22 protein-coding genes and 3 tRNA genes are annotated in these 25690 nt (G+C 67.4%); 17 read left to right on the top strand and 8 right to left on the bottom strand.

Annotation, left to right across the window (positions count from 1 at the left end; all coding sequences use genetic code 11):
* The 3 genes from LOS8367_RS00630 (at position 1) to choV (ending at position 3014) form a co-directional block, all read left to right on the top strand.
* Positions 1 to 939 (top strand): choline ABC transporter substrate-binding protein, encoded by a 939-nt coding sequence (locus LOS8367_RS00630; RefSeq protein ID WP_085894513.1) that lies wholly within the window; start codon positions 1 to 3, stop codon positions 937 to 939.
* Positions 940 to 1114: 175 nt separating this feature from the next.
* The gene (gene choW, locus LOS8367_RS00625) at positions 1115 to 1945 is read left to right on the top strand and encodes a choline ABC transporter permease subunit (protein WP_085894512.1); all 831 of its coding nucleotides are present in this window, start codon (positions 1115 to 1117) and stop codon (positions 1943 to 1945) included.
* A gap of 7 nt (positions 1946 to 1952) precedes the next feature.
* On the top strand, positions 1953 to 3014 hold the full coding sequence (choV, locus tag LOS8367_RS00620; RefSeq protein ID WP_085894511.1) for a choline ABC transporter ATP-binding protein: 1062 nt from the start codon (positions 1953 to 1955) through the stop codon (positions 3012 to 3014).
* Here choV and LOS8367_RS00615 read toward each other — a convergent pair.
* The 3 genes from LOS8367_RS00615 to LOS8367_RS00605 form a co-directional block, all read right to left on the bottom strand.
* Positions 2965 to 3924 (bottom strand): DMT family transporter, encoded by a 960-nt coding sequence (locus tag LOS8367_RS00615; RefSeq protein ID WP_085894884.1) that lies wholly within the window; start codon positions 3922 to 3924, stop codon positions 2965 to 2967. The genes choV and LOS8367_RS00615 overlap by 50 nt on opposite strands.
* Positions 3925 to 4028: 104 nt before the next feature.
* Positions 4029 to 4646 carry a LysE/ArgO family amino acid transporter gene (locus tag LOS8367_RS00610; protein ID WP_085894510.1) on the bottom strand — a complete coding sequence of 206 codons (618 nt, stop codon included), beginning with the start codon at positions 4644 to 4646 and terminating at the stop codon, positions 4029 to 4031.
* Positions 4647 to 4683: 37 nt separating this feature from the next.
* Positions 4684 to 7080, bottom strand: coding sequence for an ATP-dependent helicase (locus LOS8367_RS00605; protein ID WP_085894509.1), 2397 nt, complete (start codon positions 7078 to 7080; stop codon positions 4684 to 4686).
* A 191-nt stretch (positions 7081 to 7271) separates the two neighbouring features.
* Here LOS8367_RS00605 and LOS8367_RS00600 point away from each other — a divergent pair, with 191 nt between their 5' ends.
* The 7 genes from LOS8367_RS00600 to hisH all read left to right on the top strand — a co-directional run bounded on the left by LOS8367_RS00600 (position 7272) and on the right by hisH (position 15085).
* Entirely contained in the window at positions 7272 to 9062 is a 1791-nt protein-coding gene (locus LOS8367_RS00600; protein ID WP_085894508.1) for a sensor domain-containing diguanylate cyclase, read from the top strand.
* 218 nt (positions 9063 to 9280) lie between these two features.
* On the top strand, positions 9281 to 12724 hold the full coding sequence (locus LOS8367_RS00595) for a pyruvate carboxylase (RefSeq protein WP_085894507.1): 3444 nt from the start codon (positions 9281 to 9283) through the stop codon (positions 12722 to 12724).
* Positions 12721 to 13113 (top strand): VOC family protein, encoded by a 393-nt coding sequence (locus LOS8367_RS00590; RefSeq protein ID WP_085894506.1) that lies wholly within the window; start codon positions 12721 to 12723, stop codon positions 13111 to 13113. The genes LOS8367_RS00595 and LOS8367_RS00590 overlap by 4 nt, the downstream gene beginning before the upstream one ends.
* Before the next feature lie 162 nt (positions 13114 to 13275).
* Positions 13276 to 13350, top strand: a tRNA-Gly gene (locus LOS8367_RS00585).
* A 345-nt stretch (positions 13351 to 13695) separates the two neighbouring features.
* Positions 13696 to 13770: transfer RNA gene (locus LOS8367_RS00580), tRNA-Gly, on the top strand.
* Between the two features lie 89 nt (positions 13771 to 13859).
* Positions 13860 to 14447 carry an imidazoleglycerol-phosphate dehydratase HisB gene (hisB, locus tag LOS8367_RS00575; protein WP_085894505.1) on the top strand — a complete coding sequence of 196 codons (588 nt, stop codon included), beginning with the start codon at positions 13860 to 13862 and terminating at the stop codon, positions 14445 to 14447.
* Complete coding sequence (gene hisH, locus LOS8367_RS00570; protein ID WP_085894504.1) at positions 14444 to 15085, top strand: imidazole glycerol phosphate synthase subunit HisH; 642 nt, start codon at positions 14444 to 14446, stop codon at positions 15083 to 15085. The genes hisB and hisH overlap by 4 nt, the downstream gene beginning before the upstream one ends.
* 52 nt (positions 15086 to 15137) lie before the next feature.
* On the opposite strand, the gene LOS8367_RS00565 is transcribed toward hisH, so the two are convergent.
* Together LOS8367_RS00565 and LOS8367_RS00560 are read right to left on the bottom strand one after the other, a co-directional pair.
* The gene (locus LOS8367_RS00565; protein ID WP_085894503.1) at positions 15138 to 15944 is read right to left on the bottom strand and encodes an alpha/beta fold hydrolase; all 807 of its coding nucleotides are present in this window, start codon (positions 15942 to 15944) and stop codon (positions 15138 to 15140) included.
* A 64-nt stretch (positions 15945 to 16008) separates the two neighbouring features.
* Positions 16009 to 16398, bottom strand: coding sequence for a DUF2147 domain-containing protein (locus LOS8367_RS00560; protein WP_085894883.1), 390 nt, complete (start codon positions 16396 to 16398; stop codon positions 16009 to 16011).
* A gap of 131 nt (positions 16399 to 16529) precedes the next feature.
* Here LOS8367_RS00560 and hisA point away from each other — a divergent pair, with 131 nt between their 5' ends.
* Complete coding sequence (hisA, locus tag LOS8367_RS00555) at positions 16530 to 17252, top strand: 1-(5-phosphoribosyl)-5-[(5-phosphoribosylamino)methylideneamino]imidazole-4-carboxamide isomerase (protein ID WP_085894502.1); 723 nt, start codon at positions 16530 to 16532, stop codon at positions 17250 to 17252.
* 98 nt (positions 17253 to 17350) lie between these two features.
* On the opposite strand, the gene LOS8367_RS00550 is transcribed toward hisA, so the two are convergent.
* Complete coding sequence (locus tag LOS8367_RS00550) at positions 17351 to 17797, bottom strand: DUF302 domain-containing protein (RefSeq protein WP_085894501.1); 447 nt, start codon at positions 17795 to 17797, stop codon at positions 17351 to 17353.
* Positions 17798 to 17909: 112 nt separating this feature from the next.
* On the opposite strand from LOS8367_RS00550, the gene hisF reads away from it, so the two are divergent.
* Together hisF and LOS8367_RS00540 are read left to right on the top strand one after the other, a co-directional pair.
* Entirely contained in the window at positions 17910 to 18671 is a 762-nt protein-coding gene (hisF, locus tag LOS8367_RS00545; protein ID WP_085894500.1) for an imidazole glycerol phosphate synthase subunit HisF, read from the top strand.
* Entirely contained in the window at positions 18668 to 18979 is a 312-nt protein-coding gene (locus LOS8367_RS00540) for a phosphoribosyl-ATP diphosphatase (protein WP_085894499.1), read from the top strand. Before hisF ends, LOS8367_RS00540 begins: the two co-directional genes overlap by 4 nt.
* A 164-nt stretch (positions 18980 to 19143) precedes the next feature.
* Here the strand turns inward: LOS8367_RS00540 and rlmB are convergent, their stop codons facing one another.
* The gene (gene rlmB / locus LOS8367_RS00535; protein WP_085894498.1) at positions 19144 to 19935 is read right to left on the bottom strand and encodes a 23S rRNA (guanosine(2251)-2'-O)-methyltransferase RlmB; all 792 of its coding nucleotides are present in this window, start codon (positions 19933 to 19935) and stop codon (positions 19144 to 19146) included.
* A 165-nt stretch (positions 19936 to 20100) separates the two neighbouring features.
* On the opposite strand from rlmB, the gene LOS8367_RS18935 reads away from it, so the two are divergent.
* The 3 genes from LOS8367_RS18935 to LOS8367_RS00525 all read left to right on the top strand — a co-directional run bounded on the left by LOS8367_RS18935 (position 20101) and on the right by LOS8367_RS00525 (position 21817).
* Positions 20101 to 20184 (top strand) — tRNA-Tyr (locus tag LOS8367_RS18935).
* Positions 20185 to 20286: 102 nt separating this feature from the next.
* Positions 20287 to 21264 carry a GT-B fold glycosyltransferase domain-containing protein gene (locus LOS8367_RS00530; protein WP_085894497.1) on the top strand — a complete coding sequence of 326 codons (978 nt, stop codon included), beginning with the start codon at positions 20287 to 20289 and terminating at the stop codon, positions 21262 to 21264.
* Between the two features lie 22 nt (positions 21265 to 21286).
* On the top strand, positions 21287 to 21817 hold the full coding sequence (locus tag LOS8367_RS00525; RefSeq protein WP_085894496.1) for a DUF421 domain-containing protein: 531 nt from the start codon (positions 21287 to 21289) through the stop codon (positions 21815 to 21817).
* 5 nt (positions 21818 to 21822) lie between these two features.
* On the opposite strand, the gene LOS8367_RS00520 is transcribed toward LOS8367_RS00525, so the two are convergent.
* Positions 21823 to 22527 (bottom strand): SIMPL domain-containing protein, encoded by a 705-nt coding sequence (locus LOS8367_RS00520; RefSeq protein ID WP_085894495.1) that lies wholly within the window; start codon positions 22525 to 22527, stop codon positions 21823 to 21825.
* A 170-nt stretch (positions 22528 to 22697) separates the two neighbouring features.
* Between LOS8367_RS00520 and LOS8367_RS00515 the strand changes: the two genes are divergently transcribed.
* Complete coding sequence (locus tag LOS8367_RS00515) at positions 22698 to 25619, top strand: hypothetical protein (protein WP_085894494.1); 2922 nt, start codon at positions 22698 to 22700, stop codon at positions 25617 to 25619.
* The last annotated feature ends 71 nt before the right edge of the window (positions 25620 to 25690 follow it).

Here is a 25690-nt window from a genome sequence, read left to right as displayed (position 1 = left end):
ATGATGCTTCGCACCACGATCAGCGCGCTGGCGCTCGCCGCGGTCGCCACCGGCGCCCAGGCCCAGGATGCCGCGCAATGCGGCGAGGTCACGCTGTCGGATGTCGGCTGGACCGACATCACCGCGACCACCGCCGCCACCTCCATCGTGCTCGAGGGGCTGGGCTACGAGCCCGAGATCAAGGTGCTCTCGGTGCCGGTGACCTTCACCTCGATGGCCGATGGCGACATCGACGTGTTCCTGGGCAACTGGATGCCGACCCAGTCCTCCGACATCGCGCCCTACACCGAGGACGGCAGCATCGAGACGGTGCACAAGAACCTGACCGGCGCGAAGTACACGCTGGCCACCAATGCCGCCGGCGCCGCGCTGGGCATCTCGAACTACGCCGACATCGCCGAGCATGCCGACGCGCTCGACAGCACGATCTACGGGATCGAGCCGGGCAATGACGGCAACAAGCTGATCCTCGAGATGATCGAGACCGACGCTTTCGGTCTGGGCGATTTCGAGGTCAAGGAAAGCTCCGAGCAGGGCATGCTGGCGCAGGTCGACCGTGCCTCCAAGCGCGACGAGCCGGTGATCTTCCTCGGCTGGGAGCCCCACCCGATGAACGCCAATTACGACATGACCTATCTCGAAGGCGGCGACGACTGGTTCGGCCCGAACCTGGGCGGCGCCGAGGTCTACACCGTGACCCGCAAGGGCCTCGTGGAGGAATGCCCGAACCTCGGCCAGCTCCTGCAGAACCTCGAATTCAGCCTCGAGATGGAAAACGAGATCATGAGCTCGATCCTCGATGACGGCATGGACCCGCGCGACGCCGCGCAGCAGTGGCTCGCCGCCAACCCCGAGGCGATCGAGCCCTGGCTCGAGGGCGTGACCACGCTCGACGGTGGCGAGGCGCTGCCCGCTGTCAAGTCCGCGATCGAGGGCTGAACGCCTTCTCGCGAGGCGCGCCCGGCCGGGCGCGCCGCCTTCCGGCCCCCGAGAAAGGGGGCCGGACCCGGATTTCTGGCCGCCCGGCGGCCCCCGCCCATCCGACAAGCGGTGCCGCACGCCGCATTCCCGATACGGAGACCCCGATGACCGGACCGAACCGAGGCATGGCCCCATGGAGATGACCATTCCCAAGATTCCCGTGGGCGCATGGGCCGCCGACGGCTTCGACTGGCTGGAGACCAATCTCGCCATCGTCTTCGATACGCTGTCGTGGCTGCTCGAAGGCATGATCGACGGCATCCTGTGGCTGCTGCAGACGCCGCCCGAGCTGCTCGTCATCGCCGTCTTCGTGGGTCTCACCTACGCGCTGCAGCGCCGCTGGCAGCCCGCGCTGCTCGTGGCGCTGGGCTTTCTCTTCGTGCTCAACCAGGGCTACTGGGAGGAGACGACCGAGAGCCTGACGCTGGTGCTTTCTGCCTGCGTCGTGTGCATGGGCGTCGGTGTGCCGATCGGCATCGCCGTGGCGCACCGTCCCAAGCTCTACGCCTGGGTCGCGCCCGTGCTCGACCTGATGCAGACGCTGCCGACCTTCGTCTACCTGATCCCGGCGATCGTCTTCTTCGGCATCGGCATGGTGCCCGGCCTGATCGCCACGGTGATCTTCGTGTTGCCCGCGCCGATCCGCCTGACCCAGCTCGGCATCTCCAACACGCCGACCGCGCTGGTCGAGGCGGCGCAGGCCTTTGGCGCGACGCCGCGCCAGCTGCTGTGGAAGGTCGAACTGCCCTCGGCGTTTCCGCAGATCATGACCGGGCTGAACCAGACCATCATGCTGTCGCTGTCGATGGTCGTCATCGCCGCGCTCGTCGGCGCCGACGGGCTCGGCGTGCCGGTGGTGCGGGCGCTCAACTCGGTGAACACCGCGCTTGGCTTCGAGAGCGGCTTCGTGATCGTCGTGGTCGCCATCATGCTCGACCGCGCGCTGCGCGTGAAGCGAGGGTAACAAACACATGTCAGACAACACCCCCCGCAGCACCGGCAAACGCAACGCCGTGGAGTTCGATGCCGTCAATATCGTCTTCGGCGACCGTCCCGAGGCGGCGCTGCCGCTAATGGACGAAGGGCTCGAGCGCCCGGAGATCGCCGAGAAGACCGATCAGGTTCTCGGCGTTCACGACTGCACGCTCGACGTGCCCGAGGCCGAGATCCTCGTGCTCATGGGCCTTTCGGGTTCGGGCAAGTCGACGCTCCTGCGCGCCGTCAACGGGCTCAACCCCGTGGTGCGCGGCGACGTCCGCGTGCGCATGAACGGCGAGATGACCTCGGTCACGCAGGCCAACAAGAAGACGCTGCGCGAGATCCGCCTGCATCACGTCGCCATGGTGTTCCAGCAATTCGGTCTACTGCCGTGGCGCAGCGTGCGCGACAATGTGGGCCTCGGGCTGGAGCTAGGCGGCATGAGCCGCGCCGAGCGCCGCGACCGGGTCGAGACCGAGCTGGAAATGGTCGGTCTCGCCGACCGTGCCGACGCGCTGGTCGGCGAGCTTTCGGGCGGCATGCAGCAGCGCGTCGGCCTCGCCCGCGCCTTTGCGACCGACGCGCCGATCCTCCTGATGGACGAGCCCTTCTCGGCGCTCGACCCGCTGATCCGCTCGCGGCTGCAGGACGAGCTTCTGGATCTGCAGGCGCGCAAGCAGCGCACCATCATCTTCGTCAGCCACGATCTCGACGAGGCGTTCAAGCTCGGCAACCGCATCGCCATCATGGAGGGCGGGCGTATCGTGCAGGCCGGCACCCCGCGCGAGATCTTCACGCGGCCCGCGAACGGCTACGTGCGCGATTTCGTGGCGCATATGAACCCGCTCGGCGTGCTCTGCGCCCGCGACGTGATGGACCCGGGCGCCAAGCTCGCCGCCGAGGGCCGGGTCACGGCAGACACGCCGATCCTCGAAGTGATGGCGCTGATCCACGCCACGCCCGCGCCGCTCGACGTGACCGAGGATGGCCGGGTGATCGGTCAAGTCAGCCCCGGCTCGATCCTCGAGCGTCTAGGCCAGATGCCTGCCGACTGAGCACCGCCTCGGGCGTGGCGGCGGTCGCCGCCCGCCGCGCCCGGGTTTCGCGCCAGCTGATGAACAGCACCGATCCCATGATGATCGCGCCACCCAAGACCGTGAAGGGATCCACCGGCTCGCCGAACAGCAGCGCCCCGAGCAGCACAGCCCAGACCAGCTGCAGAAAGGTCACCGGCTGCGTGACCGTGAGCGGCGCCGAGGCGAAAGCCCGCGTCATCGCGTAATGCCCGCCGGTGCCGAGCCCCGCGGCAAGGAACAAAAACACCAGATCGTCGGCGCCGGGCGCCTCCCAAACCGGCAGCGCGAATGGCAGAAGCCCCAGCGGCACCATCAGCGACAGCATCGCCACGATCACCTCCGGAGACAGGTCCTCCGACAGGCGCTTGACCACCAGATAGCCCGAGGCGATCAGCATCGCCGTGCCCATCATCGCCACGTGACCGGGATCGATCTCGCGCAGGCCGGGCCGCAGCACCACGAAGGCCCCGATGAAGGCCGCGCCCACCGCCGCGAGACGGCGCGGCGGCAGCGCCTCGCCCATCAGAAGAGCTGCGCCGACCGTCACCCAGATCGGATTGAGGTAGTTGATCGCCGTCACGTCGCCCAGCGGAATGCGGGCGATGGCGTAGAACCACAGCCCGACCCCGCAGCTATGCAGCACCGCGCGCAGGCTGAGCAGTCGCCAGTGCCGCGCCGTGATCCGTGCCCGTCGCAAGGCGGGCAGCATGGGCAGCAGGAAGGGCAAGCCCAGCGCGAAGCGCAGCAGCGCCGTCTGTGCCGCAGGCAGCGCCGTGCCCACCGATTTGATCAGCACCGTCATGCCGACGAAACACAGCCCGGCGGCCACCATCCAGCCGATTCCGGCGATGGGCGAGCCCTCGCTGCGCATGATGGATGCTGTCGTCATGCAAATCTCCTCGCGCCACCTGATGGCAAAGCGGATGGGGATGCAAGCCCAGCCGCCGGGCATGGCGGGGCCGGATCATGCGTATTTGCGGAACAAAGTAGCCTTCAGCCGCCCAGCACCAAGCCGGCGGCAATGCTCCACATCACCAGCGCGATGCCCGCATCGAGCAGGCGCCATGCGGTGGGCTTCGCGAAGACGGGGCGCAATAGCCGCGCGCCATAGCCCAAGGCGAAGAAGAACAGGAAGGACGCGGTGACGGCACCGCTTCCGAAGGCCCAGACCCGCCCTTCGAAGCGCGAGGCGATCGATCCCAGCAGCACCAGAGTGTCGAGATAGACATGGGGGTTGAGCCAAGTCAGCGCGAGACAGGTCAGCACCGCGCGGCGCAGCCCCGCCGTGCCCTCCTCCGCGGCCCGAAGCGCGGCCCCGCCCCTCCACGCGGCCAAGGCCGCCTTGGCGCCATAGACCAGCAGGAAAGCCGCGCCGCCCCAGCGCAGCAGCGGCGCGATCCAGGGCGCGGCCTCGGCCAGCGCCGCGAAGCCCGAAACACCGGCGGTGATCAGCACCGCATCCGACAGCGCGCAGGTCAGCACCACCGCCAGCACGTGATCGCCCCTGAGCCCCTGGCGCAGCACGAAGGCGTTCTGCGCCCCGATGGCGAGGATCAGCGACAGCCCGAGCGCGAGCCCGGCAGCGAAGGCGGAGAGCAAAGCGGCATCCATAGGGGCGGCTTAGCCGCCGCCCCCTGCCCTCGCAATATCAGAACGGCACGTCGTCGGCCTGATCCGAGGCCACGACGAAGCGCGCCACCACCTTTTTCTGCCCCGCCTTGTCGAAAGCGATGTCGAGCTTGTCGCCCTCGACCCCCACCACCTCGCCGTAGCCGAATTTCTGATGAAACACGCGGTCACCGGTGGTGAAGGAGGACACCGCCGTCATGTCGATGGTAATGTTCTTGGCCTCGGCCGGCTGACGCATCTGCCGCTGCTGGCCGCGCGCCTGCAGCCGCTTCCAGCCCGGGGAGTTGTACACATCTGCCTTGGCCGCGTTGTCGTGGAGCCGCGACCCCTGCGCCGCGTTGATCGCCGGCGACGCCGAAGACGACATCCCCGCCGCGCCGTAACCGCCGCCATAGAGGCCCGGCGGCGTCAGCACCTCGACATGGTCCTCCGGCAGTTCGTCGATGAAACGCGAGGGCAGCTGGCTCTGCCACTGGCCATAGACCCGCCGATTGGCGGCGAAGGAGATTGTGCAGACCGCCTCAGCGCGGGTGATGCCGACATAGGCCAATCGCCGCTCTTCCTCGAGGCCGCGCAGCCCGCTCTCGTCCATCGAGCGCTGCGACGGAAACAGCCCGTCCTCCCAGCCCGGCAGGAACACCATCGGAAATTCGAGACCCTTGGCGGCGTGCAGCGTCATGATCGATACCTTCTCGCCCTCCTCGGCCTGTTCGTTGTCCATGATGAGCGCCACGTGTTCGAGGAACCCCTGCAGGCTGTCGAAGCCTTCCAGCGCCTTCACGAGTTCCTTGAGGTTTTCGAGCCGCCCCGGCGCCTCCGGCGTCTTGTCGTTCTGCCACATGCCGGTATAGCCGCTCTCGTCGAGGATCATCTCGGCCAGTTCGACATGGGTGTCGCTCTCGTTCACCACCTGCCCGTGCCAGCGGTCGAGCGCGTCGACGAGGATCGACAGCTCCTTGAGCCCCTTGCCGCCCAGAAGCTTGGTCTGCACCACGATTCGAGCCCCCTCGACGAGGCTCACCCCGTTCGAGCGGCCGGCGCGCTGGATCGTCTGAACCGCCTTGTTGCCCAAGCCCCGCTTGGGCGTGTTGACGATCCGCTCGAAGGCGAGATCGTCGTCGAGCGAGACGGCGAGGCGGAAATAGGCCATCGCGTCGCGGATCTCGAGCCGCTCGTAGAAGCGCGGGCCGCCGATCACCCGGTATGGCAGGCCGATGGTCAGGAACCGGTCCTCGAAGGCACGCATCTGGTGCGAGGCGCGCACGAGGATCGCCATGGAATCGAGACCCACCGGGTCCATCCCCCGGGTGCCGCGCTGCGCCGCCTCGATCTCCTCGCCGACCCAACGTGCTTCCTCGTCGCCGTCCCAGTGGCCGATCAGCCGGACCTTCTCGCCCTCCTGCTCCTCGGTCCAGAGCGTCTTGCCCAGCCGTCCCTTGTTGGCGATGATGAGGCCCGACGCCGCGCCGAGAATATGCGGCGTCGAGCGGTAGTTCTGCTCCAGCCGGATCACCTCGGCGCCCTCGAAATCCTTTTCGAAACGCAGGATGTTGCCCACCTCGGCGCCGCGCCAGCCATAAATCGACTGGTCGTCATCACCGACGCAGCAGATGTTCTTGTGTCCTCCCGCGAGGAGCCGCAGCCACAGATACTGCGCTGCGTTGGTATCCTGATACTCGTCCACGAGGATGTAGCGGAACCAGCGGCGATACTGGTCGAGCACGTCGTCGCGTTTCTGAAAGATGGTGACCATGTGCAGCAGCAGGTCGCCGAAATCGACGGCGTTCAGCTCTTTGAGCCGCGCCTGATAGGCGGCGTAGAGCTTGCGCCCCTTGCCGTCGTAGGCCGAGGCGTCAGCGGTCGGCACGTTCTCGGGCGTCAGCGCCCTGTTCTTCCAATCGTCGATGATCCCCGCCAGCATCCGCGCGGGCCAGCGCTTGTCGTCGATGTTGTCGGCCGCGACGAGTTGCTTCAAAAGCCGGATCTGGTCGTCGGTGTCGAGGATAGTGAAGTTCGATTTCAACCCGACCAGCTCGGCATGCCGGCGCAAGAGCTTGACGCAGATCGCGTGGAAGGTCCCGAGCCACGGCAGCCCCTCGACCGTCTCGCCGAGCATCCTGCCGATGCGTTCCTTCATTTCGCGCGCGGCCTTGTTGGTGAAGGTCACGGCGAGGATCTCGTTGGGCCGCGCGCGTCCCGTGCGCATCAGGTGGACGATCCGCGCCGTGAGAGCCCGCGTCTTGCCGGTTCCAGCCCCCGCCAGCATCAGCACGGGGCCGTCCATCGTCTCGACCGCGAGCCGCTGCGCCGGGTTCAGCCCGTCGAGATAGGGGGCGCCGCCCGGCTGCGCCATGGCGCGGCGCGACAAAGGAATGGAAGCGGCCTCGAAGGCCTCGTCATCGGAAAAGCTGCTCATGGCGCCAATCTAGCGCCCATGCCCCCCGATGAAAAGCAGCGTTCCATATATGTTCGCAATGCGGCAACCGCCGGGCGATTGCTTTGAAAGCGCGGCATCTTTCTCCCGTCCGCGACGGTGCTCCCCTGACTTGTTAACGCCCCCGAAGCCGGAGCCTGCCAGATTGCGATGGCAATCACAGGAAGGTCCCCATGACCAGAATCCGCTTTCTCGGACGCCCCCGGCTCAACATGCTGCTGATGCTGTTTCTCGGGCTAGCCACCGCCGTGGCTTGGCTGTCGGTGGTCTATCTGCCGACGCCGCTGGTCAACCGAATGATGCGCGAGGATATCAGCCGCGAGGCCGAGAACTGGCGCTTTCGAGTGCTGCACACGCTCGAGGATGGCAGCCTCGCCTTCGAGCGTGGCCGCCTAAGCGAGGTCGACATCGCCTGGCTCGAAGAGGTCACGACGCTGTCGGACATCTACCGCTTCAAGCTCTTCACCGCCGATGGCCGTGTGTTCTGGTCGTCGCGGGCCTCCGACATCGGCACGATCAACGACAAGCCCTATTTTCAAAGCGTCGTGGCGCAGGGCGAGAAATACTACAAGGCCGAGATGAAGCCCATGGGAGAGGTCGACGGCCACCTGCACGGGGCTGCCGACCACCACCTGCCCGGCGACATGCTCTGCGTGGCCGAGATATATACGCCCGTGATGCGCGACGGCCGCTTCGTCGGCGCGATCGAATTCTACACCGACGTGACCGCCATGGGGCACACCTTTACCATAAGGCTGCGCAACATCTTCATCGGGTTGTCCGGCATCTCGCTGATCCTTCTGGTTCTGACCACCGTGGTGATCCGCCGCGCCGGGCGCATACAGGTCGCCGCGATGCGCGAGCGTGCCGAGGACGAACGCGAGATGATGCAGGACCAAATGCGGCTGACCCGCGAGGTGCAGCTCTTGGGCGAACTCAACGAGTGGCTGCAATCCTCGCGCTCGCTCGACGAGCTGTTCCAGATGGTCGGGCGCTTCATGACCCACATCCTGCCCCACTGCGAAGGCAGTATCTACGTCTACTCCAACTCGCGCGACGTGCTGGTCGGTGCCACGAGCTGGAACGGCGGTCATCACTGCGACCATATCCGGGCCGAAGATTGCTGGGGGCTGCGCCGCGGCCGCACCTACAGCTATGGCGCCGCCGAGGTCGATTTCCCCTGCGGCCATACCGAAACGCAGGATACGCGCCCGGCCTACTGCTTTCCGGTGCTGGCACATGGCGAGACGATCGGCCTGCTGCATCTCAAGGCGCGGCCCAAGACAAACCTTCTCGACTTTCGCGCCAGCCAGAAGCGCGCCCAGATGTGCGCCGAACAGATCAGCCTCGCCATCGCCAATGTGCAGATGCGTGACCAGCTGCACGACCGCTCGATCCGCGACCCGCTCACCGGGCTCTACAACCGGCGCCATCTGACCGAGACGCTGCGCCGCCATCTCGACCGCGCCCAGCGCGAGGATCGGCCGCTATCGCTGCTGTCGCTCGACGTGGATCACTTCAAACGCTTCAACGACAATCACGGTCACGACGCGGGCGACATGGTGCTGCGCGCTGTCGGCTCGGCGCTTGAACAGTTCTGCGATGGCGACGAGACCGCCTGTCGCATCGGCGGAGAGGAATTCATGCTGCTGCTGCCCGATCTGCGGCTGGAGGCAGCGGCGCTGCGGGCAGAAGCGCTGCGCGGCGCCGTGGAGCGGATCTCCGTTCGCTATGGCGAAAAGAACCTGCCCCGCATCACCGTCTCGATCGGCGTGGCCGCGCATCCCGATGACGGCGCGATGCCGCAGCAATTGATGAAGGCTGCCGACGACGCGCTCTATGATGCCAAGGGGCGCGGCCGGAACCAGGTGGCGATCGCGGGCGAGGCGGACCCCGCCAAGGACGATGCCCCGACCCTATTCGCGAAAGTGCAGCAAGCGGAGGCCCTCGATCGTGCTGGCTGAGATCGCGATCAGGCTATCGCTCTGCTCACCCAGACCGCCCTTGGCCCCCAGTAGCAGCGAGAAGCTGCCATCATCGCCATGGCGGAAGACGCGATAACACCCCGCCACGCCGTTAGCGCTATCAGTAGTAAGTGCCACCCCCCTTGGCACAGTATCTCGGGGCTATACTGCACCGCAGAAACCCCTAGACTGCCGGCGACCAAACGGAAGGGGTGGACATGGCCGAATTCGAGAAGATCCTCGTAGCCAACCGCGGCGAAATCGCGATTCGCGTGATGCGGGCAGCCAACGAGATGGGCAAGAAGACCGTCGCGGTCTATGCCGAAGAGGACAAGCTCGGCCTGCACCGCTTCAAGGCAGACGAAGCCTACCGCATCGGCGAGGGTCTGGGCCCGGTCCAGGCCTATCTCTCGATCCCCGAGATCATCCGCGTCGCCAAGATGTCGGGCGCCGACGCGATCCACCCCGGCTATGGTCTGTTGTCAGAGAACCCGGAATTCGTCGATGCCTGCACCGCGGCCGGCATCACCTTCATCGGCCCCAAGGCCCAGACCATGCGCGAGCTGGGTGACAAGGCCTCGGCGCGGCGCGTGGCGATCGAGGCGGGCGTGCCGGTGATCCCCGCCACCGAGGTGCTCGGCGACGACATGGCCGCGATCCGCAAGGAGGCCGCCGAGGTCGGCTATCCCCTGATGCTGAAGGCAAGCTGGGGCGGCGGCGGTCGCGGCATGCGCCCGATCATGGACGAGAGCGAGCTCGAGGAGAAGGTGCGCGAGGGCCGCCGCGAGGCCGAGGCCGCCTTCGGCAACGGCGAGGGCTATCTCGAGAAGATGATCCTGCGCGCCCGTCATGTCGAGGTGCAGATCCTCGGCGACCAGCACGGCCAGATCTACCACCTGTGGGAGCGCGACTGCTCGGTTCAGCGTCGCAACCAGAAGGTCGTCGAGCGGGCCCCCGCCCCCTATCTCTCCGAGACCCAGCGCGAGAAGCTGTGCAATCTCGGCCGCCAGATCTGCGCCCATGTGAACTACGAATGCGCCGGCACGGTCGAGTTCCTGATGGACATGGATTCGGGCGAATTCTACTTCATCGAGGTGAACCCCCGCGTACAGGTCGAGCACACGGTGACCGAAGAGGTCACCGGCATCGACATCGTGCGCGCGCAGATCCTGATCGCCGAGGGCAAGTCGATCGTCGAGGCCACCGGCTGCGCCAGCCAGTACGACGTGAAGCTCGACGGTCACGCGCTGCAATGCCGGGTCACCACCGAGGATCCGCACAACAGCTTCATCCCCGATTACGGCCGAATCCAGACATACCGTTCGGCCACCGGCCCCGGCATCCGTCTCGACGGCGGCACCGCCTATTCCGGCGCCGTCATCACCCGCTTCTACGATTCGCTGCTGACCAAGGTGACGGCGCGCGCGCCCACCCCCGAGATGGCGATCGCGCGCATGGACCGGGCCCTGCGCGAGTTCCGGATTCGTGGTGTCAGCACCAATATCGACTTCGTCATCAACCTGCTGAAGCACCCGACCTTCCTGTCGAACCAGTACACCACCAAGTTCATCGACACGACGCCGGAGCTGTTCAAGTTCGACACGCGGCGCGACCGTGCGACGCGGCTCCTGACCTACGTGGCCGACATCACCGTCAACGGTCACCCTGAGACCGAAGGCCGCGCCCTGCCCCCGCGCGACGCCAAGACGCCGCGCGCCCCTGTGCCCAAGGGCGAGGCGATCCGCCCCGGCACGCGGCAGATCCTCGACGAGCAGGGCCCCAAGGCCGTGGCCGAGTGGATGAAGGCGCAAAAGCAGCTGCTGATCACCGACACCACGATGCGCGACGGGCACCAGTCGCTCCTGGCCACGCGGATGCGTTCGATCGACATGATCCGCGTCGCGCCGTCCTATGCCGCCAACCTGCCCGAACTGTTCTCGGTCGAATGCTGGGGCGGCGCCACCTTCGACGTGGCCTATCGTTTCCTGCAGGAATGTCCCTGGCAGCGACTGCGTGACATCCGCAAGGCCATGCCCAACATCATGACGCAGATGCTGCTGCGCGCCTCGAACGGGGTCGGCTACACCAACTATCCCGACAACGTGGTGCAGGGCTTCGTGAAGCAGGCGGCCACCTCGGGCGTCGATGTGTTCCGCGTCTTCGACAGCCTGAACTGGGTCGAGAACATGCGCGTCGCGATGGATGCGGTGATCGAGGCCGAGAAGGTCTGCGAGGGCACCATCTGCTACACCGGCAACATGCTCGACCCGAAGCGATCGAAATACGATCTGAAATACTACGTCGAGATGGCCAAGGAGCTTGAGAAGGCCGGGGCGCATGTGCTCGGCGTCAAGGACATGGCGGGCCTTCTGAAGGCGCCGGCGGCGACCCAGCTCTTTACCGCGCTGAAGCAGGAGATCGGCCTGCCGATCCACTTCCACACGCACGACACCTCCGGCGCGGCGATCTCGACCGTTCTGGCGGCCTCGGCGGCGGGCGTCGATGCGATCGACGCGGCGATGGACAGCTTCTCGGGCAATACCTCGCAGCCGACGCTGGGCTCGATCGTTGAAGCGCTCGACAAGACCGACCGCGACACCGGGCTCGACATCGAGGCGATCCGCGAGATCTCGAACTATTTCGAGCAGGTCCGCGCACATTATGCCGCCTTCGAGAGCGGGCTGCAGGCCCCGGCCTCCGAAGTCTATCTGCACGAGATGCCCGGCGGGCAGTTCACCAACCTCAAGGCGCAGGCGCGTTCGCTGGGTCTCGAAGAGCGCTGGCACGAGGTCGCAAAGACCTATGCCGAGGTGAACATGATGTTCGGCGACATCGTGAAGGTCACGCCGTCGTCGAAGGTCGTTGGCGACATGGCGCTGATGATGGTGAGCCAGGGGCTGACCCGCGCGCAGGTCGAGGACCCGAATGTCGACGTGTCATTCCCCGACAGCGTCATCGACATGATGAAGGGCAATCTCGGCCAGCCGCCGGGCGGCTGGCCCACCGCGCTGCAGGCCAAGGTGCTGAAGGGCGAAAAGCCGCTCAAGGACCGGGCGGGCAAGCATCTGAAGCCCGTGGATTTCGAAGCAGCACGCGCCGAGGCGATCAAGGCCACGGGCGAGACCGAGATCGACGACGAGGATCTCAACGCCTACCTGATGTACCCCAAGGTCTTCACCGACTATGCCCGCCGGCACCAGCAATACGGTCCGGTCCGCACACTGCCGACCCGGACTTTCTTCTATGGCATGGAGCCGGGCGAGGAGATTTCGGCCGAGATCGATCCCGGCAAGACGCTGGAGATCCGTCTGCAGGCGGTCGGTGAGACCGGCGATGACGGCGAGGTGCGGGTCTTCTTCGAACTCAACGGTCAGCCGCGCACGGTGCGGGTGCCCAACCGCAAGGTCGCGGCCAAGGCGCAGAAGCGCCCCAAGGCCGAGATCGGCAACCCCGCCCATGTCGGTGCACCGATGCCGGGGGTGGTCTCGACCGTCGCCGCGCAAGCGGGGCAGAAGGTCAAGCAGGGCGACATGCTGCTGACGATCGAGGCGATGAAGATGGAAACCGGCCTGCATGCCGAGCGCGACGGCACCATCAAGGCGGTGCATGTGACCCCCGGCGCGCAGATCGACGCAAAGGACCTGCTGGTCGAGATCGAATGACCCGGCTCGGCGCGGTCAGCCTCATCGTGCCCGATTACGACGAGGCGATCGCCTTCTTCACCGGCCCCATGGCCTTCACCCTCGCCGAGGATATGGAGATGGGGGCCGGAAAGCGCTGGGTCCGCGTGGTGCCGTCCGCGGGCGGCACCGGCATCGTCCTCGCCCGCGCTGAGACACCCGCACAGCGGGACGCGATCGAAGCGCAGGGCGGCGGCAGGGTCTGGCTGTTTCTCGAAACCGATGATTTCGCCCGCGACTCCGCCCGGATGAAGGCGGGCGGCATCGTCTTCGAGGAGGAGCCGCGCCACGAGCCCTACGGCACGGTGGCGGTGTTTCGGGACCCGTGGGGTAACCGTTGGGACCTGATCGAGCCGAGGCTCGCCGGCTAGGGCGGACACCTCCGGCATCGACCCGACCCACCGTTTCGGTCGCCCGTGCCGACGCTCGGGTTTCGAAACCGCGACGTCCTGCCGGAGATTTCCGCGCCGGGCGTTCGTTTTTCCGCTTGCACCCCCCCGCTGCCTTGGCTACATCCGCCCCACGAAACGGAAGCGGGTGTAGCTCAGGGGTAGAGCATTACCTTGCCAAGGTAAGGGTCGTGAGTTCGAATCTCATCACCCGCTCCAGTTTCGATCCTCCCTAATTGCAGACGGCAGATCGACCCGCCCGGGCGCGCTGCATTTTGCATGTCCCGCAGCCAACGGGTCCCGGCATGCCGTTCGAGGCTGCCACATGCCATGGCGACCGGGTCCTGTACTGGGCGCGCGTCGTCCTGCCTGCACTGCCCTTTACGTAGTGCCAGTTGCACCCCCGAGAGACAGGGTCTGGAACAGTCCGATCATGTTTGCGGTCATGGCCCATCGAAGCACGGATCCTGCCGTCGGGGACTTCCGCGAAGTCGCCCGGATTTTCTCATCTTCTCCTCTTGCACCCTACCGCGGCTCCGGCTACATCCGCCCCACGAAACGGAAGCGGGTGTAGCTCAGGGGTAGAGCATTACCTTGCCAAGGTAAGGGTCGTGAGTTCGAATCTCATCACCCGCTCCAGTTTCGATCCTCCCGAACATCGCCGAACGCGCTCTTGGCCCGGCCTCGCTCGCCGCCTATAGGTGCGGCGAAACCAGACGAGGGATGCCATGCGGACCGCCAAGATCACCCGCGCCACCGCCGAGACGTCGATCGAGGTCGAGATCGATCTCGACGGCACCGGCGCCTACGACAACAAGACCGGCGTCGGCTTCTTCGATCACATGCTCGACCAGCTGTCGCGCCACGCGCTCATCGACATAAAGGTGCGCGCAGAAGGTGACCTACATATCGACGACCACCACACGGTCGAGGATACCGGCATCGCGCTGGGCCAAGCGCTGAAGCAGGCGCTAGGCGACAAGACCGGCATCCGCCGCTACGGCTCGTGCCATCTCGCGATGGATGACGCGCAGGTGCGCTGCGCGCTCGACCTGTCGGCGCGGCCCTTCCTGATCTGCAACCTCGACTTCCGCGCCTCCAAGATCGGCAGCTTCGACACCGAGCTAGTGCAGGAATTCTTTCAAGCGCTGGCGACGCATGGCGGCATCACGCTGCACATTGACCGCCTGCATGGCCACAACGCGCATCACGTCGCCGAGGCCGCATTCAAGGCCGTCGCCCGCGCTCTGCGCGAGGCGGTAGAGCCTGACCCTCGCCGCTCGGACGCGATTCCTTCGACCAAGGGGGCGCTATGAGCCTTACCGCGCTGATCGACTACGAAAGCGGCAACCTGCATTCGGCCCAGAAAGCCTTCGAGCGCATGGCGCGCGAGGGCGATGCGGGCGAGGTGATCGTCACATCCCGCCCCGAGGACGTGGCCCGCGCCGACCGGATCGTGCTGCCCGGCGACGGGGCGTTCCCGCACTGCCGGAACGCGCTTTCGGCACAGCCCGGGCTGCGCGAGGCGCTGGTCGAGGCGGTCGAGATCAAGGGGCGGCCGTTCCTCGGGATCTGCGTCGGCATGCAGCTTCTGGCCGAGGTGGGCCATGAATACGAACGGACCGAAGGGCTGGGCTGGGTGCCGGGCGAGATCGTCCGGATCGAACCCTCGGACCCGAAGATGAAGGTGCCGCACATGGGCTGGAATGATCTGGTGATCGACCGCCCGCACAAGCTGCTCGAAGGAATCTCGACCGGCGATCACGCCTATTTCGTGCATAGCTGGCAGTTCCGGCCCAGCGACCCGGACACGCTGCTCGCGCATGTCGATTACGGCGGACCGGTGACGGCGGTGGTGGGACGCGACAACGTGGTCGGCGCGCAGTTCCACCCCGAGAAAAGCCAGGCGGCGGGGCTCAGGCTGATCGCCAATTTCCTGAACTGGAAGCCCTGACGACAAGAGGCCCGCGCGATGCGCGGGCCTTCTCGTTTCATAAGCAATAGCCTCACTTCAGGAAAGCGGCGAGATCTTCGTAGAGACGGTCTGCGTGGGTCGCGGTGAGCCCGTGCGGCGCGTCATCGTATACCTTGAGCGTGGCGCTGGAGCCCGCGAGCTTGGCCGCACGACGGCCCGAGGGGTCGATCGGAACGGTTTCGTCCTTGGCCCCGTGCACCACCAAAGTCGGGACCTTGAAGGCCGTCATGTCATCGGTGAAGTCGGTCTTGCCAAAGGCATCAACGCAATCAAGCGTGGCCTTGGGGCTGGCTTGCATCGCCATCATCAGCGACCAGTGCAGCACACCCTCGCTGACCTTGTTGCCGTAGAAGGTCTTGAAGAACTCGCGCAAGAACTCGGGCCGGTCCTTGCGCAGCCCCTTCTTGATGCCTTCGAACACGTCGGCGGTGACGCCGTGGGGGCTCTTGTCGGATTTCAACATTCCCGGCGCGATCGAGGCGATCAGCCCTGCGGCACGAATATTGCGCCCCTCGTGGCGCGACATGTAGCGCGCGACCTCGCCGCCGCCCATCGAAAAGCCGACGATTGCCGCATCCTTCAAGCCCAGTTCGCGGATCACCGTGTCGAGGTCGTCGGCCATGGTATCGTAATCATAGCCTTGGAAGGGCTGGCCAGACCGACCGAAACCGCGGCGATCATAGGACACGACGCGGTGTCCAGCTTCGGCCAGCCGCACCGCCTGGTACTCCCAGCTGTCGGAATTGAGAGGCCAGCCATGAACCAGGACGACGGGGCGGCCTTCACCCCAATCCTTCACGTAGAGCTGGGTCTGGTCCTTGGTGGTGACGAGGGGCATGCGCTGTCCTTCCCTTGTATGTTTCGAAAGAAAAACCGGCACGCCCCCCGCGCTGTTCCGGCGCCTAGGGCAGCTTTTGCCAGACGCCGCCCTCGCGACAGAAACCCAGCACGCAGCCCGAAACCGACAGCCGATCGCCCGCGAGCACCAGCTTGGAGTTGTAGGTCTTGCCGCTGTCGGGCGCGAAGACCTTGCCGCGATATTCGCCGCCGCCCACCGGCTCGGTGGCGGAGATGATGTTGCGCCCGAGGTTCGGCGAGGCGATCTCGGAGCCACCCGGGCCGAAAGCCTTCACCAGCTGACCGCAAAGCTGCGCGCCGCAGGGCGCGACCTGCACGAGGCCGCTATTGCCGTTATCGTCCGGCGCGGTGCGCCAGGTGCCGAGCAGCGGCTCGGCCGAAGCCGCCCCCGCCAGTGCCACGAACGCGCATGCGGCCCATGCCAGTCTCTTCATGATCGTCTCCTCCTCAATCATGCGGCGAAGCTGACGCGAAGGTCATCCGGGCTGGCAAGGCTGACGTGGCGTTGCATCCGGCGCGCTTGCATGCCACGAGGCGCCCGCAACACCCTGCCGGAGACAGCGCGATGATCCTCTACCCCGCCATCGACCTCAAGGACGGACAGGCCGTGCGCTTGCTGCGCGGCGAGATGGACAAGGCGACCGTGTTCAACGACGACCCTGCCGCGCAGGCGCGCGCCTTCGTCGAGGCCGGGACCGAATGGCTGCACCTGGTGGATCTCAACGGCGCCTTCGCGGGGCAGCCGGTCAACGGCGCCGCGGTCGAGGCGATCCTCGCGGCCTGCCCCGGCGTCCCGGCGCAGCTCGGCGGTGGCATCCGTGACATGAAGACCATCGAGGCCTGGATCGACAAGGGCCTCGCCCGCGTCATCCTCGGCACGGTGGCCGTCGAGAACCCGGATCTCGTGCGCGAGGCGGCGAAGGCGTTTCCGGGCAAGGTCGCGGTCGGGCTCGACGCGCGGGAGGGCCGCGTCGCCACGCGCGGCTGGGCCGAGGAGACCGACGTGATGGTCACCGACCTCGCGAAGAGCTTCGAGGACGCAGGCGTGGCCGCGATCATCTACACCGACATCGCCCGCGACGGCGCGATGGCGGGCCCGAACGTCGCGGCGACCGAGGCGCTGGCGCGCGCCGTATCGATCCCGGTGATCGCCTCGGGCGGCGTGTCCTCGCTCGACGACCTGAAGGCGCTGAAGGCAACCGGCGTGATCGCGGGTGCGATCTCGGGCCGCGCGCTCTATGACGGTGCGATCGACCTTGGCGAAGCGCTGAAGCTTCTGAACGCCTGATACGCAGAGGCGCCGCCCGATCTCTCGCGCGGCGCCTTCGTGACTTTTTTCCTCAAATACGCATGGTGCCCTGCTTGACATGGGTGCGCCGGTGCGGGTCATTCACCGGCCGCGGCCTTGGCGAATTTCTCCAACGCATCTTCCATCTTCTCGATGGCTTCGAGATCATCATCCACCTGAAGGTCGTCGAAGGTCTCCTCCGGCTCTTCATAGGCCACGAAGACCTGCCCCGACCCGTCATCATAGGCGAGCATCTTGAGCGGCAGGTAGAGCCCGGCCAACGGGTCTTCCTGCATCACCGGCGTCCCAAGCTGCGGGTTGCCGAAGATCAGCAGCTGGCTGTCGGCCAAAGTCATGCCGGCCTCTTCGGCGCCCGCACCGTGATCGACGCGCGCGAATACGGTCGCCCCGGCTTCGGTGACGGCGGCCTCGAGACGGTCCATCACCTCGGCGACGGTGCCGGTGGCCTGCATGGTCTCGGTATCGGCGATGGCGGGCGCCGCGAGGGTGGCGGCGGCGAGCCCTGCGAGAATCGTGCGTTTCATGTGAAATGCTCCCATTGTGCTGCCGCCCAACGAGAAGCTCGGGCTTCCGTTCCGGCACTGGCCCCGGCGCGGCTTGGAGGCTAGAAGGGCCACGACCGCAGGAGGGCCACATATGCTCAAGACCCGCATCATTCCCTGTCTCGACGTGGCCGATGGCCGCGTGGTGAAGGGCGTCAACTTCGTGGATCTGCGCGATGCCGGCGACCCGGTCGACGCCGCGCGCGCCTATGACGCCGCCGGAGCCGACGAGCTGTGCTTTCTCGACATCCATGCCACGCACGAGAATCGCGGCACGATGTTCGATCTCGTCCGCCGCACCGCCGAAAGCTGCTACATTCCCCTGACCGTGGGCGGCGGCGTGCGCAGCCACCATGACGTGCGGGCGCTGCTGCTTGCTGGCGCCGACAAGGTGAGCTTCAACTCGGCCGCTGTGGCCGACCGCACGGTGGTGACCGAGGCCGCGCAGCGCTTCGGCGCGCAATGCATCGTGGTGGCGATCGACGCCAAGACGGTGGAACCGGGCCGCTGGGAGATCTTCACCCATGGCGGCCGCAAGCCCACCGGCATCGACGCGGTCGAGTTCGCCATCGACATGGAACGGCGCGGCGCCGGGGAGATCCTACTCACCTCGATGGATCGCGACGGCACCCGGGCGGGTTTCAACCTGCCCCTCACCCGCGCCATATCGGATGCGGTCGACATACCGGTCATCGCCTCGGGCGGCGTCGGCACGCTCGACCACCTGGTCGAGGGCGTAACCGAAGGCGGCGCCAGCGCGGTGCTGGCCGCCTCTATCTTCCATTTCGGTACCTACACCATCGCCGAAGCCAAGGCGCATATGGCTGCGGCCGGCATTCCGATGAGGCTGTCATGAGCCTGCATGATCTCGCCGCGACAATTCTCGCACGACGCGGTGCCGACCCCGAAACCAGCTGGACCGCGAAGCTCCTGGCCAAGGGCCCGGAGAAATGCGCCGAGAAGTTCGGCGAGGAGGCAGTTGAGGCGATCATTGAAGCGGTGAAAGGCGACCGCGAGAAGCTCACCTCCGAGGCCGCCGACGCGCTTTACCACCTCCTCGTGATGTGTGCCGCGCGCGATGTGAGCCTCGACGATATCGAGGCCGAGCTGTCGCGGCGCGAGGGCTGCTCGGGCATTGCAGAGAAGGCTTCCCGTTCCAAATGAAAAAAAGCCCGGGCGGTGCCCGGGCTTCAAGGTGTGGAACGAGGGACAGTGAAATGAAACGCATATGTTCCAGATACGCGCTCCCATGAAACCATCTAATCACCGAATGGTTCCATGCGAAGATACCTTCCCTAAAATGTGAACGCCACGTCAACCATAGCGGGTCAATCCGCCGATTGTGCACGCGCCGCGTAGAGCGCGACAGCAGCAGCGTTCGAAACGTTGAGCGAGCCGAAACCGCCCGCCGCGTCGATCCGCACCAAGGCGTCGCAGGTCTCTCGCGTGCGTTCCCTGAGCCCAGGCCCCTCGGCCCCCAGCACCAGCGCCACGGGACGGTCGCGCTTGCCCTCTATCGCCCGTTCGATGCTTTGCTCGGCCTCGCCCGCGAGCCCTAGCACCAGGTAACCCATCTCCTTGAGCCGGCCCATCGTGTCGGCGAGGTTGCGCACCCGCAGATAGGGCTGACGCTCCAGCGCGCCCGAGGCGGTCTTGGCCAGCGCCCCGGTCTCCGGCGCGGAATGGCGCTGCACGCCGATCACGGCGCGGGCGCCGAACACTTCGGCCGAGCGCAGGATCGCGCCCACATTGTGCGGATCGGTGACCCGGTCGAGCAGCAGCAGGCGCGGCGGCCCGTCCCGCTCACCGCCCAGCGCGATGTCGTCGAGCGACCCCCAATCGAGCGGCTTCACCTCGAGCGCCGCGCCTTGGTGCACCGAATCCGCGTCGATCGGCGCGGCGAATTTGCGCGGGTCCGAGATCTCGGGCTCCATGCCGCTTGTCGCGATGGCATCGGCGAGCTTGCCCTGGGCATTCAGCGTCACGACCAGCCGCAGCCGCTCGCGGCGCGGGTTCAAGAGCGCGTCGCGTACCGCGTGCAGGCCGAAGAGCCAGACCGTCTCGGCCGCCGAGGCGCGCTTGGACTGTTCCTTCTCGATCACCCATTTCGGCTTCTTCATGGTGCTCTCCGATGTGCTCCGCTTGCGCCTGATTGCGCGCTCGGGCCCGCGAAGTCCAGCCGAAGCCCCCGCCATGCCGCGCCGTCGGGGAAGCCGGATTTTCCGGTTGACGCCTCTTGGCCGAGCGCCTATTCCCGCTCTCGCACCGGGTCGAGGCCCGGCTGCGGGCGACGAGCTGCAAGGTGCGGCAGCGGACTGTAACTCCGCCGGGGAGACCCACGCCTGGTTCGATTCCAGGGTCGCCCACCATCTCCCCCTTTTTTCGAGACATGGTGGTTTGACCGGTCACGCAGCCCTCCATAGGGTCGCGCCGAGAGCGTGTGTCCTCGTCGGTCGCGCGCGGGGGCACGCATGGGACAGTTCGACATCGTGATCATCGGCCAGTCGGGCCGGATCGAGGCCGAGGCGCTGCTTCTCGCCGCCTCGCTGCGCCGTCACGCCCCGGGCTTCGCCGGACGCCTCATCGTCGCCGAGCCCCAGCCCGGTCCGCTCTGGTCTGAGAACCCGCGCATGACCGATGACGGCCGGGCGATGCTCCAGGACCTTGGCGCCGAGATTCTGCCCTTCGAGAACCGACATTTCGGCGCGGCCTATCCGCATGGCAACAAGATCGAAGCGCTCGCCGCCCTGCCCGCCGCGCCATTCCTGTTCCTCGACAGCGACACGCTGATCTTGGGCGAGATCGGATCGCTGCCGATCGATACGTTGCCGCCGTCGGCCTCGATGCGGCGCGAGGCCACATGGCCGGTGCCGCGCCCGGAATGGCCCGGCTACACGGCGAGCTGGCGCTCTCTCTACGATCGCTTCGGTCTGGATTTCGAAACCTCGCTCGACCCGTCATGGCCCGAAGGCGTCTGGACCCGCTATCTCTATTTCAACGCAGGCTGGTTCTGCGGCCCGGATGCCCATGCCTTCGGCGCGCGTTTCCTGGAATACGCGGTTGCGATCCGGGACGACCCACCGGCCGAAATCGCCGCGCAGCCCTTCGATCCTTGGCTCGATCAGGTGGCGCTACCCTTGGTGATCCATGGCCTTGGCGGCGGCCGACCGGGACCGGCTCTCGATGGACTCGACGGTGCGCTCACCTGCCATTACCGCAGCTTTCCGTTGCTCTATGCGCGCGAAAGAGACGCGGTGGTCGAAGCGCTGGAACGTGTCGCGGCGCCGAACCGTCTCAAGGTGCTCTTGAAACGACACGACCCGATTCGGCGGATGGTCTATCAGCGCCGGGGCGCCAAGGTTCGGGCGCTGTTCGACCGCGCCGCTCTGCCCCCCCGGGAAAGGGAAATCCGAACCATACTGCGTGCCCATGGTTTCTGGATGAGGTGACACGGAACCGAGGGGGTACGCGATGATCGAGAATATGTTGTTCCAGGATTGGAGCGGGATCATCCGCACCATCCTCGTCGGCACGCTCGCCTATGCCGGCCTGGTGGCGTTCCTGCGCATTTCCGGCAAGCGGACCCTGGCCAAGCTCAACGCCTTCGACCTCGTGGTGACGGTCGCGCTCGGCTCGACGCTGGCGACGATCCTGCTGTCCGAAAGCGTGGCCCTGGCCGAAGGGCTCACCGCCTTCGCGCTGCTGATCGGCCTGCAATATCTCGTGGCGAAAAGCTCGGTCGGCTCCGGGCGGATCGCCCGGCTAGTGCGCTCGGAGCCGCGGCTGGTGATGCACAAGGGCGAGATCCTGCACGATGCGCTGCGCCGCGAACGGGTCACGGAGGAGGAATTGCTCTCGGTGATCCGCAACAATGGCAGCGCCGCGCCGGAGGAGATCGCCGCCGTCGTGCTCGAAAGCGACGGCTCCTTCAGCGTGATTCCCAAGCCCCAGGATGGCAGCGCAGCGGATTTCGCCAGCGCCGACCTGCCCAGTCGCGGCTGATGCGCTCAGTCGATCGCGTAGACCATGCTGACTCCGGCCGAGACCTCGACCTCGCCTTGGGCGATCGGCACGCCCCCATCGGCGGCCATGCGCATCTCCATCATCGGTCGCGGCCCGAAATCGGCCCGCGTTTCGGAGAGCGACAGGACCTCGCCCAGCTCGACCCCGGCGGCCTCGGCATAGAGCCGTGCACGGGCCTGAGCGTCGACCACGGCAGCGCGGCGCGCGTCATCATGCGCCGCAGCCCGGTCGGCCAGCATGAACTCGATCCCCTCGAGCCGGTTCGCCCCCTCGCCCACCGCGGCGTCGAGCACGGTGCCGAGCGAATCGAGATCTGTGACCCGCAACTCCACCAGCGTCGTGGCGACGAAACCCTCGGGCTCCGATTGCCCGTCGCGCATCCGCGCATAGTCTCGATCAAGACTGAGCTGGCCGGTCTGGACGTTCTCGGGCGCGATTCCGGCCTCGCTCAGCCGGTCGAGCACCCGCCCCATGGCGGCGTTCATCGCGTCGAGCGCAGCGCGGGCGGTTTCGGCGGTCTCGCTGACCCCGAGCCGCACCCGGGCCATTTCCGGGGCGGCGCGGACATGGCCCTCGCCGGTGACGGTCACGGAACGGGGCGGCGTCGCCGGGACCTCGACCGGTTGCGCGTCGGCAGCCGTGGCCAGGCCGATAGCGAGCGCGAGGGCGGAAAGCGTGGCTTGCTTCATGGTATCCTCCTGAATCTGGCGGCATCGAACGCCCCGGGGCGCCGCCTTGCAAGAGCGGTGCGATCACAACCTCCGGGGGGCGGGTTGCGCGCGCGGAAAGCTGCTTGCAAAATGCTGCCGGTCTGGCACGCCCGTTCCCGGACCCTGCCAGTGATGCTAAGGCCTGCCACATGACACCCAATTTCGCCCTGTCGCTCTCGCTCGAGGGCCTGAGACTGCTGCACCGCGCGCCCGCGGGCTGGACCCGGATCGGCGAGGTGCCGCTCGACAGCGCGGATCTCGCGGGCGATCTGGCGCGGCTGCGGGCGGCCGCGCTCGCCCGCGCGCCGGAAGGGCTGCGCACCAAGCTGCTGATTCCCAACGACCAGATCCGCTACCTCGTGCTCGAGGGCGTGCTCGGTGCCGACGAGGTGGCAAAGGCACTGGAGGGGACGACCCCCTATGCCGTGGACGAACTAGCCATCGATTACGTGGTCGAGGACGGGCGCACCCATGTCGCGGCAGTAGCGCGCGAGACGCTGGAAGAGGCCGAAGGCTTTGCGCGGGAGCACGCGCTGGAGCCGGTGGCCTTCGCCGCGGTGCCGGAGTCGGATGGTTTCCCGGGCGAGGTGCTGTTCGGTCCGGTGGAGGGCCTGAAGGAGACGGTGACACGCGACGAGGTCGTGGTGCACGAACTGCCGTCCGAGGCTCAAGGCGATCCGTTGGAAATCACCGATATGGATTCTGCCGTGACGGACGCGTCCTTCGACGCGGAACCGCCGATCGGCGAGGATGACCTCCCCCCCGCACCCATACCCGCGCAGCCCCCGACCGATGCCGTCGAGGTCGGGACCGGCCCCGAGGCCGATGCGTCGGAAGAGGAGATGGCTGCGATCGATACCCCGGCCCCGGAGATCGAGGCGGGTGACGAGATGCCCGCACCGCGGTCTGAACCCTTGGACACGCAGCCTGAGGCGCCGAACGAGGGCGTATCGCGGGACCGCGACCAGACCTCGCCCGCCCCGGTCACGCCGGCCGCTGATCTGGAAGACGAGGACGAGGCGCTGCTGGCCCCTGCCCCGGACACCACCGCGCCCCGGCCGGCGGAGCCGCTGCCACAGGCCGGGGCTCCGGTGATGCCGGACCTGCCGATGCCTGACCAGAGCGGCATCGACGATGACGAGGCCATGCTGGCAGAGCCCGCGCATCGCGAGCCGCCCCGCCCAGCTGCTCCCCCAGCCGCGCCGCCACTGCCGCCACGCGGTGACGCCGCCCGCGACAAGGCCCCCCCGCCACGCACAGATGAAAGCACCGATGCCGCGCGCCGGATCATGCCGCCGGCGATGCCGCGGCCCGGCGCGCCTCCAGCCGCCATGCCCGCCATGCCGCCCGCGACGCCTGGTGAAAGCCAAGAAACCGGGGAGAACGCCGAAGCCGCCGCCCTTGCCGCCGGCGCCTCGTTAGTCGCGCCCGAGGCCTCCGCCGAGGCACCCCGACCGGCTACCGCGCCCCGGGCCGAATCTGGCAGCCGCCGCAGCGTCGATCTGGCCAGCGAACGCGAGCGCATGACCGTGTTCGGCGCGCGCCGCGCGACGCCCGACAAGCGGCCGGGCCGCCTCGCCCTGATCGCAGGCGCCATCGTCACCGCGCTTCTGGTCCTTCTGTTCGGGTTCTGGCTGAGCGCCGCCGAAGATGATCCGCAGGCGGGGCTATTGCGCGACACGAGCGCCGATCTCGCAGCGCTCACGCCCGACGAACCCGAAGCAGCGCCTTCGGGCACGCAGGAGCCCGAAGCCGCTGTCGCGGTGCCAGAGCAGCCCGCGCCGGAACCGGTGCCCGACTACGACGACTACCCGGCGCCCGATCGCGGTCCTGCAGCGGCGGTGAGCCCGGCCGAGGCCGAACGCGTCTATGCGGCCACCGGCGTCTGGCTGCGGGCGCCCCGCCTGCCCCTGACGCCACGCGCGGAGCAGCTCGGCATGCCGGTCGCGGTGACGAGCGAAGCGGTCGCGGAATTCGGCATGGACGGTCTGCGTCTCGCCGCCGTCGCACCGGATGGTGGGCTGCCGGTACAGGCCGTGCCGCCGCCGGCCGGCAGCGTCTTCGAGCGCGACGCGCGCGGCTTCATCGCCGCCACCGCCGAGGGAACGGTGACGCCGCAAGGCCTCGTGGTCTACGAGGGACGACCCGAGGTCCTGCCGCCGACCCGGCCCGGCACGGTCGCTCCGCCCGCCGCTACACCTGCCGATGAGAGCGAAGCGTCCAAAGCCGAGGCGAGTGAGGACGACAGCGCCGCGCTCGTCGATCCGGCTACCACCCCCGCGGCCAGACCGGAGGGGGTGGAGCTGATTCCCGGCGCGCCGCCCGTGGTGCCGCCGACCCGGCCCGGCACGAAGGCTTTGGAGACCGACGAGGCAGAGGCCGCCGGGGTGACGCCCGGCGGAGTCGCGCTCGACGCGCTGCGCCCCACGAGACGCCCCGAAGATGCGGTGCTACCGCCGCTTGCGGCCTATGAGGGGCCGCGTCCGCCGCTTCGTCCGGAAGGGTTGGCCCCCGATGCCGAAAGCCAGGTCACCGAGGCCACCGACGCCCAGGCAGCCGCTTTGGCCGAGGCCGTGGGCGAGACGCCTTCCCCGCCGGCGCGCGCGTCGGTCGCCGACGCGCTGGCCTCGCTGATGGCCGATGCGCCCGACCCGCTGGCCAACGCGACGCCGCAGGCGGTTCCCACCGCGCGCCGCCCGGATTCTCGGCCGCGCAACTTCGACCGCGTGGTGGCCCAGAGCCGCAGCCGCGCTCCCGCAGCGGCCGCCTCGACCACCGCCAGCGCGCCGCAGCAGGTCGCCAACGCGACCGTCGCTCCGGATGGGCCGGTGCCCGGCAGCGTCGCCCGCGCCGCTACCCGCGACAATGCCATCAACCTGCGCGACATCAATCTCATCGGCGTCTACGGCAAGCCGGGCGCGCGACGGGCTCTGATCCGCATGGAGAATGGCCGCTACCTGCGCGTCGGCGTCGGAGACGCCCTCGATGGCGGCAAGGTCACGGCGATCGGCGACGACGTTCTGAACTATGTCCGGCGCGGCCGCACCATGGTCCTCAAGATCCCCGACTGACCCCTCTCGGTTGAGTCGGCCCCGGCGATCGCCGCGTTGCCTTTGGCGGCGTCAGCGGCGATAGCTGGATC

This window comes from Limimaricola soesokkakensis (assembly GCF_900172345.1).
Lineage (GTDB): Bacteria > Pseudomonadota > Alphaproteobacteria > Rhodobacterales > Rhodobacteraceae > Limimaricola > Limimaricola soesokkakensis.
Note: the sequence above shows the minus strand (reverse complement) of the source record. Positions and strands in the feature narration are given on the sequence as shown.